Genomic DNA, 13,304 nt, shown 5'->3' with positions numbered 1-13,304 from the left:
GGCTCCCGGAGGTACGGGCCGTGGTCTCAGGCCCGTCCGTCGGCCCGCGCCTGGTTCCGGCCCACCCGGTGCCAGATCGCCCGCTGGAACCGGAGCGCCCCCGCGCCCACGAAGATGAGCACCACGATGTTGACCAGGAGCTGGAGGAGGGACCCCCATGCCTCGGACCAGCTGGAGAAGGCGGTGGAGACGCTGATCGCCGCGGCCGCCGGAATGGTCGTGACGGAGATGAACACCCCGAGCAGGGCGCTCGTGCGCGCCTCGGTCAGCGACACGATGCCGACGACACCGGCCAGCCCCGCGACGGCGAAGGAGAAGAAGTTGGGGGTGTTGATCAGGTTGGAGACCGGCCGCAGTCCCCGGTCGAACGCCTCCGACTGAAAGCCGAATCCGCGGATGAGCAGGCTGAAGAGGAAGGTGACCACGATCGTCAGCAGGAGGCCCGCGCCGAGCGCGGTCAGTCCCGTCCGGACCATCGTCCGGTTCCTCTGGTCGATGCCCAGGGCCACGGCGACGATCGCCCCGTACTCGGGGCCTACGACCATCGCTCCGACGATCAGGATCTGGGAGTTGGTGACGATGCCGACCGAGCCGATCAGTCCCGCGGCGACCAGGTAGAGGTAGAAGCTCGGCGCGTACCTCCCTCCGGACCGGATGCGGGCCTCCACCTGTTCCCAGACCGGGGCGTTGGCGAGTGCCCCGAGTCTGCGCGCCGCGGCGTCCGAGACCCGCCCCGGGAACGCCATGTCGACCGGCTCGATGACGACGGATCCGCGCACGTCGACCTGGAGCAGTCGCAGTCCGCGCAGGACCTCGTTCGCGGCACCCGCCAGCACGTCGCACCCGATGGAGTCGCCGTCGGGACGGCGCGCGGCACCCCGCTGCACGATCAGGTTCAGGACGTACGGGGTGTCGGCGAGGAACCGCTCGACGCGCTCGGTGAGGTCCGGCGGGCTGACCGCGCGGATATGGATCATGTCCATGCGGTGCCTCCCCGGGGCTGCGAGGAGGCGTCCGCGGGGAGGTGGCTTCCGGGGACGTATGCCGTGAATCGGGCGGTCATGGACCGATACCCTCCCACAGCGGCACACGGTCCGGCGGGCGACGGGCACGCCGGTGCGCCGGTTTCGAAGGCTCCCGGCCGCTGACGGGACCGGCACTCACTCCTTCCGGTCGTCCCACTCCCTGCCGAGCAGCCAGCTGTCGAACGTACGCATCACGGCCACCAGCGCCGCACCCAGGCGCGGGTCGTGACCGGGCGCGTGCACATGCAGGGCATCACCCTTCGACCTGAACTCCAGCGGGACGTCCTTGCCCGCACGCCACACGACGCGCCGGGGCCCGCGTGCCGCGTCCCCGTCACCGCTGAGCAGGCTCAGCACGATGATCAGGATCTGCAGGGGGGACAGCAGCCACCACACGAACCACCAGAGGATCCGGCCCTTGAAGCCCACGGCCTCCGGGCCGCCCGCCGGAGTCACCGTCCAACGGGTGCGCAGACCCCTTCCCCTGAGGGCCTTCTCGCGCACGAGGGTGCCGAGGAGTTCGCCGTGCGCCCCCAGCACCTGGTACACCGCCACCCCGCTGCCGGCCGACACGGTCACCAGGGAAGCCAGCCGCTTCTCACGGCGCTCGTCCGCCCACAGCGCGAAGGAGCGCGCCCCGCTGCCCCGCGCCGCCCGGTAGGCGGATATCCCGCCCGGCGGGAGGTCGCGTTCCACGTACGCCACCACGGAGCCGGCCCCCTGGCCGTCGTCGCACCGCACCAGGTGGGCCACCGGAGCTGGGCCCGCACCCCCGGCCGCCGTTCCGGGGTCCCGCGGAACGGGCTCCAGCCTCAGCGAGCTGCTCAACCGCCGGTCTCCTTCGTCATTGTCGTACCGGCTTGAGAGGATTCCCCCGTGGAGTCCTCCGAGCCCTTTCCCGACGTTCCCGGGCCGCAGGCCGAGCCTGCCCCGCCCCCGGGCCGCCGTCCGGTGCGCTGCGCCCTGTGCGGGCGGCCCCTCACCGGCACGGACTCACGCCGCGCCGGCCTCGGCCCCGCCTGCGACGCCAAACTGCATCCGCCGGGGCCCGGCATCCGGACCCGCCGTCACGAGGTGGACCAGGACCCGCTCCCGGGCATCTGACTCGCCCCGGGGGCTGTCACGCGCCGTCGAGCCGGCGGAACAGCCCTTCCTGGACCACGGACACCAGCAACTGCCCCTGGCGGTCGTAGATCCGCCCCCTCGCCAGTCCACGGCCACCCGTGGCGATCGGCGACTCCTGGTCGTACAGGAACCACTCGTCCGCCCGGAACGGCCGGTGGAACCACATGGCGTGGTCCAGCGAGGCCATGTCGAAGCCGCGCGGCCCCCACAGCGGCTCCACCGGGATGCGGACCGCGTCCAGCAGCGTCATGTCGCTCGCGTACGTCAGCGCGCAGGTGTGCACCAGCGGGTCGTCGCCCAGCGGGCCGACCGCGCGCATCCACACAGCGCTGCGCGGGTCGGCGTCCTTGACCTCGTCCGGTGTCCAGCGCAGCCGGTCGACGTAACGGATGTCGAAGGGCTGGCGCCTGGCCATCCGCTCCAGCGCCTCGGGCAGGCCGCCGAGGTGCTCGCGCACCTCGTCGGCGACCGTCGGAAGCTCCTCCGGATCGGGGACGACACGGGCGGGAGGCAGCTGGTGCTCGAAGCCGGCCTCCTCGGGGCGGTGGAAGGACGCCGTCAGATTGAAGATCGTCCGGCCCTGCTGCACGGCCGTGACCCGGCGCGTGGTGAACGAACGGCCGTCCCTCACCCGCTCCACGTCGTACACGATCGGCACGCCCGGCCGTCCCGGACGCAGGAAATAGGCGTGCAGCGAATGGACGGGACGGTCCCCGTCGGTGGTGCGGCCGGCCGCGACCAGGGCCTGGCCCGCGACCTGCCCGCCGAAGACCCGTTGCAGGGACTCCTCGGGGCTGCGGCCACGGAAGATGTTGACCTCGATCCGCTCCAGGTCGAGCAGATCGACCAGGCTGTCGGCGGGGTTCGTCATGCGGTTCTTCTCCACTCTCCTGGCCGGTGCGCCGTCACAGCCGGCCCACGGCCGTGACCCGGACGACAGCCCGGCCCTCCTCGTCGGAGGCCGCGAGATCGACCTCCGCACGAATTCCCCAGTCGTGGTCCCCCGCGGGGTCGGCGAAGGCCTGCCACACCCGCCACAGCCCGTGCTCGGGGTCCTCGTCGATCTTCAGCAGCTTGGGGCCGCGCGCGTCCGGGCCCGTGCCCAGGTCCTCGTGCGCGTCCCAGTAGTCGTCCATGGCCTCGCCCCACGCGTCCTCGTCCCAGCCCGCGTCGGCGTCCAGCTCGCCCAGGTCGCGGACGCGGTCCAGCGCCGCCAGCTCCACCCGGCGGAACATCGCGTTGCGCACCAGGACCCGGAAGGCGCGGGCGTTGGCCGTGACCGGCTTGACCTCGTCGGCCTTCTCCTGTGCCTGCTCCGCGGTCTCCACCTCCGGATTGGCCAGCTGCTCCCACTCGTCCAGCAGGCTGGAGTCCACCTGACGGACCATCTCGCCCAGCCAGGAGATCAGGTCCTCCAGGTCCTCGGACTTCAGGTCGTCGGGGATGGTGTGCTCGAGCGCCTTGTACGCACTCGCCAGATAGCGCAGCACGATGCCCTCGGTGCGGGCCAGCTCGTAGTTCGAGGTGAACTCCGTGAAGGTCATGGCCCGTTCGTACATGTCGCGGATCACCGACTTCGGCGACACCGGGTGGTCACCGACCCACGGGTGGCTCGTGCGGTACACGTCGTACGCATGCCAGAGCAGCTCGCTCAGCGGCTTCGGATACGTGACCTCCTGGAGCCGCTCCATCCGCTCCTCGTACTCGACGCCGTCCGCCTTCATCTGCCCGACGGCCTCGCCCCGCGCCTTGTTCTGCTGCGCGGCCAGGATCTGCCGGGGGTCGTCGAGCGTCGACTCGACGACGGAGACCATGTCCAGGGCGTACGAGGGGGACTCGGCGTCCAGCAGGTCGAAGGCGGCCAGCGCGAACGTGGACAGCGGCTGGTTGAGCGCGAAGTCCTGCTGGAGGTCGACCGTGAGCCGCACGATCCGGCCTTCCGCGTCGGGCGTGTCGAGCTGCTCCACCACACCGCCGTCCAGCAGCGAGCGGTAGATCGCGATGGCCCGGCGGATGTGCCGCAACTGGGCCCTGCGCGGCTCGTGGTTGTCCTCCAGCAGATGCCGCATCGCCTCGAACGCGTTGCCCGGGCGGGCGATCACCGAGAGCAGCATCGTGTGGGTCACCCGGAAGCGTGAGGTCAGCGGCTCGGGCTCGGACTGGATCAGCTTGTCGAAGGTGGTCTCCGACCAGGCGACGAAGCCCTCGGGGGCCTTCTTGCGGACCACCTTGCGCTTCTTCTTGGGGTCGTCGCCGGCCTTCTTGACGGCCTTCTCGTTCTCGATGACGTGCTCGGGGGCCTGTGCGACGACGAAACCCGCCGTGTCGAACCCGGCCCGGCCCGCGCGGCCCGCGATCTGGTGGAACTCACGGGCGCGCAGCGTGCGCACCCGGGTGCCGTCGTACTTGGTGAGCGCGGTGAACAGCACCGTGCGGATGGGCACGTTGACGCCGACGCCCAGCGTGTCCGTACCGCAGATCACCTTCAGCAGGCCCGCCTGCGCGAGCTTCTCGACGAGACGGCGGTACTTCGGGAGCATGCCCGCGTGGTGCACCCCGATCCCGTGCCGCACGTAGCGGGAGAGGTTCTGGCCGAACTTGGTGGTGAAGCGGAAGCTGCCGATCAGGTCGGCGATCTTCTCCTTCTCCTCCTTCGTGCACATGTTGATGCTCATCAGCGACTGCGCCCGCTCGACGGCGGCGGCCTGCGTGAAGTGCACGATGTAGACGGGCGACTGCCTGGTGTCCAGGAGTTCGGTGAGCGTCTCGGTGATCGGCGTCAGCCGGTACTCGTAGCTCAGCGGGACGGGCCGGGTCGCGGAACGGACGACCGAGGTCGGACGGCCGGTGCGGCGGGTCAGGTCCTCCTCGAACATCTTGACGTCGCCGAGCGTCGCGGACATCAGCACGAACTGCGCCTGCGGGAGCTCCAGCAGCGGGATCTGCCAGGCCCAGCCGCGGTCGGGCTCCGCGTAGAAGTGGAACTCGTCCATCACGACCTGGCCGATGTCGGCGTACTTGCCGTCGCGCAGTGCGATCGAGGCCAGCACCTCCGCGGTGCAGCAGATGACCGGGGCGTCGGCGTTGACCGAGGCGTCGCCGGTCAGCATGCCGACGTTCTCCGTGCCGAAGAGCTTGCACAGGTCGAAGAACTTCTCCGAGACCAGCGCCTTGATCGGGGCGGTGTAGAACGTGACCTTGTCCTGGGCCAGCGCGGTGAAGTGCGCACCCGCCGCGACCAGGCTCTTCCCGGAGCCCGTGGGGGTGGAGAGGATCACGTTCGCCCCGGAGACCACCTCGATCAGCGCCTCCTCCTGAGCCGGATAGAGGGTGATGCCCTGCGATTCGGTCCATGAGGAGAAGGACTCGAAGAGGGCGTCCGGGTCGGCGGTCGGGGGGAGCTGATCGATAAGGGTCACGCCCCCATCTTGCCTGCCTCCTGCCCGGATGAGGGAACCGGAGGACCGGGTGAAGATCACGGACGATACGCTGCCCACTCAACTCGGCCGCCTCGCACAGACAATGGCGGCCCGGCCGCAGCACACGGCCGAACCACGATGGGGGCGGGAAAAGCCATGATGGGACCGGCACACTCTCTGTCAGGGGCGGCGGCCTGGCTGGGGGTGGGTGCCGCGGCCGCAGCCGCGGGCCACACGATGCCCTGGCCCGTCCTCGTCGTCGGGGCGCTGATCACCGCCGGCGCGGCACTCGCCCCGGACCTCGACCACAAGTCGGCGACCATCTCGCGTGCCTTCGGGCCCGTCTCCAAGGCTCTCTGCGAGATCGTCGACAAACTCTCCTACGCCGTCTACAAGGCGACCAAGGGGCCCGGCGACCCCCGCAGGACCGGCGGCCACCGCACCCTCACGCACACCTGGCTCTGGGCCGTGCTGATCGGCGGAGCCGCCTCCGTCGCCGCGATCACCGGTGGCCGCTGGGCGGTACTGGCGATCCTCTTCGTCCACCTCGTCCTCGCGGTCGAGGGGCTCCTGTGGCGGGCGGCGCGGGTGTCCAGCGACGTCCTCGTATGGCTGCTCGGCGCGACCAGCGCCTGGATCCTGGCCGGTGTGCTGGACCAGCCGGGCAACGGTTCGAGCTGGCTGTTCGAAGCGCCGGGTCAGGAGTACCTCTGGCTCGGTCTGCCGATCGTGCTCGGCGCCCTCGTCCACGACATCGGCGACGCGCTGACGGTCTCGGGCTGCCCGATCCTGTGGCCCATCCCGCTGGGCCGCAAGCGCTGGTACCCGCTGGGACCGCCGAAGGCCATGCGCTTCCGGGCCGGCAGCTGGGTCGAGCTCAAGGTGCTGATGCCCGCCTTCATGATCCTCGGGGGAGTCGGCGCGGCGGCGGCGCTCAACGTCATATGACGCCCCGCACCTCTCCGGGAGCGGTGGGCACGCAGCCGTAGGACCATGGCGGCATGCTGCTCGCCAGGCTCGCCCATGTGTCCCTGGAGGTCGCCGCGACCTCGGCCCGGACCCGGAAGACGGCCCTGCTGGCCGAGCTCTTCCGGGAGGCGGGCCCCGACGACGTCCCGGTCGTCATCCCGTATCTCGCCGGCCGCCTCCCGCAGGGGCGGCTCGGGATCGGCTGGAGCACCCTGCGCGTGCCGGTGACACCCGCGGAGGAGCCCACGCTGACCGTGGTGGAGACGCACACGGAGCTGACCGCGATCGGGGCCCTGACCGGCCCCGGCTCGCAGTCCGCCCGTAAGGAGCGCCTCGCCGGGCTGCTCGGCGCCGCCACCGCGGACGAGCAGTACTTCCTGCGCGGACTGCTCACCGGGGAGGTGCGCCAGGGAGCGCTGGACGCCGTCGCGGTCGACGCCCTGGCCGATGCCGCGGGAGCGGCGCGTCCCGAGGTGCGGCGCGCGGTCATGCTCGCCGGATCCCTCGCGCCCGTCGCGCGTGCGGTGCTCGCCGAGGGCCCCGGAGTTCTCGCGTCCTTCCGGCTCACCGTCGGACGGCCGGTCCAGCCCATGCTGGCGCACACCGCCCGCTCGGTGGCCGAGGCGATCGACCGGCTGGGACCCTGCGCCGTCGAGGAGAAGCTGGACGGCATCCGCGTACAGGTGCACCGGGACGGGCCGCACGTGCGCGTCTACACCCGCACGCTCGACGACATCAGCGACCGGCTCCCCGAGCTCGCCGCCGCGGTGACCGGTTTTCCCGCCGGCCGCTTCGTCCTCGACGGCGAGGCGATCGCCCTCGGCCCCGACGGGAGGCCCCGGCCCTTCCAGGAGACGGCGGGCCGGGTGGGCTCACGGCGTGACGTCGTCACCGCGGCGGACGCCGTACCCGTGGTCCCCGTCTTCTTCGACGTGCTGTCCGTCGACGGACGCGAACTCCTCGACCTCCCCCTCACCGAGCGGCACCGGGAACTGGCCGGGCTGGTGCCCGAACCGATGCGCGTCCGGCGCGTCACCGTGGAGGACCCCGGGGACGACGCGCAGCGCACGGCCGCGCTGGAATTCGCCGAGGCGACACTGGCCCGCGGCCACGAGGGGGTGGTGGTCAAGGGCGCGGAGGCGGCGTACAGCGCGGGCCGGCGGGGTGCCTCCTGGCTGAAGGTGAAGCCCGTACACACCCTGGACCTGGTGGTCCTGGCCGCCGAATGGGGCCACGGCCGACGCACCGGGAAGCTCTCCAACCTGCACCTGGGCGCACGCAGGGAGGACGGTACGTTCGCGATGCTCGGCAAGACCTTCAAGGGGCTCACGGACGCGATGCTCAGCTGGCAGACCGAGCGCCTGCGGGAGCTGTCCACCGGCGACGACGGGCACGTGGTCACCGTCCGCCCGGAACTCGTGGTCGAGATCGGCTACGACGGACTGCAGACCTCCACCCGCTACCCGGCGGGGGTCACCCTGCGCTTCGCCCGCGTCCTGCGCTACCGGGAGGACAAACGGGCCGACGAAGCGGACACGGTCGGGACGGTGCTGTCCCGCCGGACGTGACACCGGCGGTCGGTACGGTGCTCGCCGACCGGACATGACACCGGCCCCCGCCGCGAGGCGGAGGCCGGGAAGCCGGGCGGCCGGATCAGCCGCGGTGGTCCACGCCCGCGATGTGGGCGCGGAGCTCCTCCGGTGTCAGATAGGCGTCGGTGTACTCGAAATCGCGCAGGGTCGCCGGCTTGCGCGACTGGAACCCCGTGCGCACGAAGTCGTCACCGGCGATCGCGTTCAGCAGCCAGTTCGTCATGACCCGGGTCTTGGCGACATTGGTCCGCAGCGCCGCCCAGTGGTAGCCGCGCGCGGCGGCCTGGGCGGGCATGCCCCTGAGCTCGATGCCCAGCGGCTTGGACACCGCGTCCCGGCCGCCCAGGTCCACGACGAGCCCGAGGTCCTTGTGGACGTACGGCTGGAGCGGGCGCCCGCGCAGCTGCGCGATGATGTTGTCGGCGAGCGCGCGGCCCTGACGCATCGCGTGCTGCGCGGTGGGCGGGCAGATCGCACCGTCCCCCTTGGCCAGATCGGGCACGGCCGCCGCGTCGCCGAGGGCGAACACCCCGTCCACGCCGGGCAGTGACATCTCCGGGGTCACCGCCAGCCGTCCCCGCACGGTCTCGGCCTCCAGCGTCGCGACGAGCGGGCTCGCCGCGACCCCGGCGGTCCAGATCAGCGTCCGGCAGGGCAGCACCCGGCCGTCCGTGAAGGTCACCTTGTCCGGTCCGGCCTCGGCCACCGAGACACCGAGCGAGACCTCGATGCCACGCTTGCGCAGGATCTCCAGGGCGCTGGCGCCCAGCTTGTCGCCGAGCTCCGGCATGAGCTTGGGCGCGATGTCGATCAGATGCCACTTGATCAGCTTGGGATCCAGCCGGGGGTAGTGCTTGACGGCGTTGGTGGTGAGCAGTTGCAGGCACGCGGCCGTCTCCGTACCGGCGTAGCCGCCTCCCACCACCACGAACTGCAGCCGGGACGCCCGCTCCTCCTCGTCGTGGCTCGCGTCGGCGAGGTCGAGCTGGGAGATGACGTGGTCCCGGATGTAGGCCGCCTCGGCCAGCGTCTTCATGCCCCGGGCGTTGTCGAGCAGCCCCGGGATGTCGAAGGTCCGGGTGACGCTTCCCGCGGCCAGTACGAGGTAGTCGTACGGCTCGTTCACGATCTCGTCCGTGATCTTGCGGACCACGCAGACCTTCGCCTTCGTGTCCACTCCGATGGCCCCGCCCGGCACGATCCGGGTGCGGTGGCGCCGGCTACGGCGCAGCGAGACGGCGACCGACTGGGGGGTCAGTACCCCGGAGGCGACCTGGGGCAGCAGTGGCAGGTAGAGCTGGTAGGAGAACGGGGTGACGAGCGCGATCTCCGCCTCCCCGGGGACGAGGCTGCGCTCCAGACGGCGCACGCACTCGACCCCGGCGAAGCCGGCGCCGACGACGAGAATTTTGGGTCGTGCCACGGTGTGCGTCCCTTCTCGGTCCTACGCGGTCATCGCTCGCCTGCCCCGTATCCGGGGCCAGTCACTCCATATCCTTACCGGAGGGGACCGACTTCGCCTCTTGTGCGGCGGTCCCGGCGCGTGCGACGCGGCGACGCGGCCCTCACCCGTGCCAGGAGCGCCACAGAGCCGCGTAGGCGCCGTCCGCCGCCACCAGTTCGTCATGGCTGCCCAGTTCGGCGATCCGGCCGTCCTCGACGACCGCGATGACATCCGCGTCGTGCGCGGTGTGCAGCCGGTGGGCGATCGCCACGACCGTACGGCCGTCCAGCACCTTGGCCAGCGAACGCTCCAGATGACGCGCCGCCCGGGGATCGAGCAGCGACGTCGCCTCGTCCAGCACCAGCGTGTGCGGGTCCGCCAGGACCAGCCGCGCCAGGGCGATCTGCTGCGCCTGCGCCGGGGTGAGGGCCAGACCGCCCGAGCCGACCTCGGTGTCCAGGCCCTCCTCCAGCGCCTTCGCCCAGCCGTCCGCGTCCACCGCCGCGAGCGAGGCCCACAGCTCGGCGTCCTCGGCGTCCGTACGGGCGAGCAGGAGATTGTCGCGGAGCGAGCCGACGAACACGTGGTGCTCCTGGTTGACGAGGGCCACATGGGTGCGCACCCGCTCCGCCGGCATCCGGGACAGCTCCGCGCCTCCCAGGGTCACCGAACCGGCCCGGGGAGCGTAGATCCCGGCCAGGAGCCGTCCCAGGGTCGACTTGCCCGCACCCGAAGGACCGACCAGCGCCAGCCGAGTCCCCGGGGCGACGTCCAGCGACACCTGGTGCAGGACGTCGACGCCCTCGCGGTAGCCGAAGCGGACCTCGTCGGCCCGGACCTCGCGGCCCTCGGGTCCGACGCCCTCGTCACCCGCGTGCGGCTCGATCTCCCGTACGCCGACGAGCCTGGCCAGCGACACCTGGGCGACCTGGAGTTCGTCGTACCAGCGCAGGATCAGGCCGATGGGGTCCACCATCATCTGGGCCAGCAGCGCGCCCGTCGTCAGCTGGCCGACCGTGATCCAGTCCTCCATCACGAACCAGCCGCCCAGGAGCAGCACCGCGCCGAGGATCGTCACATACGTGGTGTTGATGACGGGGAAGAGCACGGAGCGCAGGAACAGGGTGTACCGCTCCCAGGCGGTCCACTGCTCCACCCGCCGGTCCGACAGCGCGACCCTGCGGTCCCCCAGACGGTGGGCCTCCACGGTCCGCCCCGCGTCCACGGTCTCGGCGAGCACCGCGGCCACCGCCGCATAGCCGGCCGCCTCCGAGCGGTACGCGGAGGGCGCCCGCCGGAAGTACCAGCGGCAGCCGACGACCAGCACCGGAACCGCGATCAGAGCGGCGAGCGCCAGGGGCGGGGCGGTGACGGTGAGCGCGCCGAGGAGCAGCCCCGCCCAGACCACGCCGATCGCCAGCTGCGGCACGGCCTCACGCATCGCGTTGGCCAGCCGGTCGATGTCCGTCGTGATCCTGGACAGCAGGTCCCCGGTGCCGGCCCGCTCCAGGACGCCTGGCGGCAGCCCGACCGACCGTACGAGGAAGTCCTCACGCAGATCGGCGAGCATCTCCTCGCCGAGCATGGCCCCGCGCAGCCGCATGGTCCGTGTGAACACGGTCTGCACGACCAGGGCCAGGGCGAACACGGCGGCGGTGCGCTCCAGATGGAGATCGGTGACGCCGTTGGAGAGGTCCTCGACCAGCCCGCCCAGGAGGTACGGGCCGGTGATCGACGCGATCACAGCGATCGCGTTGACCGCGATGAGCACCGCGAACGGCCTCCGGTGACGCCGCAGCAGGGCGCGCACATAGGTCCGCACGGTCGTCGGCGTACCGACCGGCAGGGTCGTCGCCGACTCGGGGGCGGCCGGGTCGTACGCCGGTGGGGCCAGGCCGATCATGCTCTCTCCTCGATTTCTTCGATCGCCCGGGCAGGCGGCAGGCCGTCGACCACGGCGAACTCCTCGCGTGCCGCGGTCTCGTCATCGGTCTCACGGGTGACGACCGCCCGGTAGCGCGGTTCGTCCCGGACCAGTTCGCGGTGCGTGCCGGCCGCCACGACCGTGCCGCCGTGCACGAGCACGACCCGGTCGGCGAGGTCCAGAAGCAACGGGGACGAGGCGAACGCCACCGTCGTACGGCCGCCGCGCAGCCGCTGGATGCCGGCGGCGACCCTGGCCTCCGTGTGGGAGTCGACCGCCGACGTCGGCTCGTCGAGCACCAGCACCTCCGGGTCGGTGATCAGCGAACGGGCCAGCGCGAGCCGTTGCCGCTGCCCGCCGGACAGGGATCTGCCGCGTTCGGTGATCCGCGTGTTCATGGGATCGCCGTCGGCGTCGACGGATGCCTGCGCCAGCGCGGCCAGCACATCACCGCACTGCGCCGCAGCCAGCGCCTCCTCGGCCGTGACGTGGCCCGAGGACGGCATGTCCAGCAGTTCCCGGAGCGTGCCGGAGAGCAGCACCGGGTCCTTGTCCTGCACCAGCACAGCGGTCCGCGCGGTGTCGAGCGGCAGCTCGTCCAGCGGCACACCGCCCAGCAGCACCGAGGGGACCGGCTCCGGCGCCTCGTCGGGCTCGGCGTGGCCGCCGAGCCGCTCCGCCAGCCGCCCCGCCTCGTCTGGATCGCCGCAGACCACGGCGGTGAACCGGCCCTGCGGCGCCATCAGGCCCGTCACCGGGTCGTACAGGTCGCCCCGGGGCGTGACCGCTTCGAGCGTCGAGGGGCGGACGGTGCGCCGCAGGGAGAGCACCCGGACCGCGCGCTGCGCGGACGGGCGCGAGAAGGAGTACGCCATGGCGATCTCCTCCACGTTGCGCAGGGGGAAGAGCATCAGCGTCGCCGCGCTGTACACGGTGACCAGCTGGCCGATCTCGATCCGGCCGTCCCGGGCGAGCGTCGCCCCGTACCAGACCAGCGAGATCAGCAGAATTCCAGGCAGCAGCACCTGGATCGCCGAGATGAGGGCCCACATCCGCGCACTGCGGACGGCGGCCTTGCGGACCTCCTGGGAGGCGCGGCGGTAGCGGCCGAGGAACAGCTCCTCGCCGCCGATGCCGCGCAGCACCCGGAGCCCGGCGACGGTGTCGGACGCCAGCTCGGTGGCGCGGCCCGCCTTCTCACGCTGGAGGTCCGCCCGGCGGGTGGCGCGGGGGAGCAGCGGAAGGACGGCCAGGGCCAGGACGGGGGTGGCGACGGCGACGAGCACGCCGAGCGAGGGCAGATAGAAGACCAGCCCGACGCAGATCAGCACGAGCGCGGTCGCGGCGGCGGCGAAGCGCGACAGCGCCTCGACGAACCAGCCGATCTTCTCGACGTCGCCCGTCGACACGGCGACCACTTCACCGGCGGCGACCCGGCGGGTCAGTGCCGAGCCGAGCTCGGCGGTCCTGCGGGCGAGCAGCTGCTGCACCCGCGCCGCCGCGGTGATCCAGTTGGTGACCGCGGTGCGGTGGAGCATGGTGTCGCCCACGGAGATGAGGGCGCCGAGGACGACGAGCAGGCCGCCGGCCAGCACGAGGTCCCGGCCGGAACGGTCGACGACGGCCTGGACCGCGAGCCCGACCGCGAGCGGAAGACCGGCGATCGCACAGTGGTGGAGCAGCCCCCAGCCGAGGGACTTGAGCTGACCGGTGAGCTGACTGCGGCCGAGCCAGAACAGAAAGCGTGGTCCTGAACGGACATCGGGGTCGCCGGGATCCGAAAACGGAAGATCGCGAATCTGCATG

10 protein-coding genes are annotated in these 13,304 nt (G+C 71.9%); 3 read left to right on the top strand and 7 right to left on the bottom strand.

The annotated features are described in order from the left end of the window. Window positions 1-26: 26 nt before the first annotated feature. Together AMK10_RS24320 and AMK10_RS24315 are read right to left on the bottom strand one after the other, a co-directional pair. Window positions 27-983: a DUF389 domain-containing protein gene (locus AMK10_RS24320; RefSeq protein WP_073750006.1), complete on the bottom strand. Its 957-nt coding sequence runs from the start codon at window positions 981-983 to the stop codon at window positions 27-29. Between the two features lie 177 nt (window positions 984-1,160). Further along, window positions 1,161-1,853, bottom strand: coding sequence for a hypothetical protein (locus tag AMK10_RS24315; protein ID WP_073750005.1), 693 nt, complete (start codon window positions 1,851-1,853; stop codon window positions 1,161-1,163). 48 nt (window positions 1,854-1,901) lie between these two features. Between AMK10_RS24315 and AMK10_RS24310 the strand changes: the two genes are divergently transcribed. Beyond that, the gene (locus tag AMK10_RS24310; protein ID WP_073750004.1) at window positions 1,902-2,129 is read left to right on the top strand and encodes a DUF6011 domain-containing protein; all 228 of its coding nucleotides are present in this window, start codon (window positions 1,902-1,904) and stop codon (window positions 2,127-2,129) included. Between the two features lie 16 nt (window positions 2,130-2,145). Here AMK10_RS24310 and AMK10_RS24305 read toward each other — a convergent pair whose 3' ends face one another. After that, window positions 2,146-3,021, bottom strand: coding sequence for an acyl-CoA thioesterase (locus AMK10_RS24305; protein ID WP_073750189.1), 876 nt, complete (start codon window positions 3,019-3,021; stop codon window positions 2,146-2,148). Window positions 3,022-3,055: 34 nt separating this feature from the next. Next, window positions 3,056-5,569: a DEAD/DEAH box helicase gene (locus AMK10_RS24300; RefSeq protein ID WP_073750003.1), complete on the bottom strand. Its 2,514-nt coding sequence runs from the start codon at window positions 5,567-5,569 to the stop codon at window positions 3,056-3,058. Window positions 5,570-5,725: 156 nt separating this feature from the next. Between AMK10_RS24300 and AMK10_RS24295 the strand changes: the two genes are divergently transcribed. Further along, window positions 5,726-6,517, top strand: a complete 792-nt coding sequence (locus AMK10_RS24295; protein ID WP_073750002.1) for a metal-dependent hydrolase — start codon at window positions 5,726-5,728, stop codon at window positions 6,515-6,517. Between the two features lie 53 nt (window positions 6,518-6,570). Beyond that, window positions 6,571-8,106 carry an ATP-dependent DNA ligase gene (locus AMK10_RS24290; protein WP_073750001.1) on the top strand — a complete coding sequence of 512 codons (1,536 nt, stop codon included), beginning with the start codon at window positions 6,571-6,573 and terminating at the stop codon, window positions 8,104-8,106. Between the two features lie 85 nt (window positions 8,107-8,191). Here the strand turns inward: AMK10_RS24290 and AMK10_RS24285 are convergent, their stop codons facing one another. From AMK10_RS24285 to AMK10_RS24275, 3 genes are all read right to left on the bottom strand, one after another. Continuing rightward, window positions 8,192-9,553: an NAD(P)/FAD-dependent oxidoreductase gene (locus AMK10_RS24285; RefSeq protein ID WP_073750000.1), complete on the bottom strand. Its 1,362-nt coding sequence runs from the start codon at window positions 9,551-9,553 to the stop codon at window positions 8,192-8,194. 142 nt (window positions 9,554-9,695) lie between these two features. Then, on the bottom strand, window positions 9,696-11,477 hold the full coding sequence (locus tag AMK10_RS24280; protein WP_073749999.1) for an ABC transporter ATP-binding protein: 1,782 nt from the start codon (window positions 11,475-11,477) through the stop codon (window positions 9,696-9,698). Further along, a complete protein-coding gene (locus AMK10_RS24275; RefSeq protein ID WP_073749998.1) occupies window positions 11,474-13,303 on the bottom strand; it encodes an ABC transporter transmembrane domain-containing protein in 1,830 nt (609 codons plus the stop codon). The genes AMK10_RS24280 and AMK10_RS24275 overlap by 4 nt, the downstream gene beginning before the upstream one ends. Between the last annotated feature and the right edge of the window lies 1 nt (window position 13,304).

The sequence above is a fragment of the Streptomyces sp. CB02058 genome (assembly GCF_001905505.1).
GTDB lineage: Bacteria > Actinomycetota > Actinomycetes > Streptomycetales > Streptomycetaceae > Streptomyces.
Note: the sequence above shows the minus strand (reverse complement) of the source record. Positions and strands in the feature narration are given on the sequence as shown.

What these genes read in the sequence shown, in the direction of transcription:
- AMK10_RS24320 (WP_073750006.1), bottom strand. Translation starts at nt 983, where the DNA reads ATGGACATGATCCATATCCGCGCGGTCAGCCCGCCGGACCTCACCGAG.
- AMK10_RS24305 (WP_073750189.1), bottom strand. Translation starts at nt 3,021, where the DNA reads ATGACGAACCCCGCCGACAGCCTGGTCGATCTGCTCGACCTGGAGCGG.
- AMK10_RS24295 (WP_073750002.1), top strand. Translation starts at nt 5,726, where the DNA reads ATGATGGGACCGGCACACTCTCTGTCAGGGGCGGCGGCCTGGCTGGGG.
- AMK10_RS24290 (WP_073750001.1), top strand. Translation starts at nt 6,571, where the DNA reads ATGCTGCTCGCCAGGCTCGCCCATGTGTCCCTGGAGGTCGCCGCGACC.
- AMK10_RS24280 (WP_073749999.1), bottom strand. Translation starts at nt 11,477, where the DNA reads ATGATCGGCCTGGCCCCACCGGCGTACGACCCGGCCGCCCCCGAGTCG.
- AMK10_RS24275 (WP_073749998.1), bottom strand. Translation starts at nt 13,303, where the DNA reads ATGCAGATTCGCGATCTTCCGTTTTCGGATCCCGGCGACCCCGATGTC.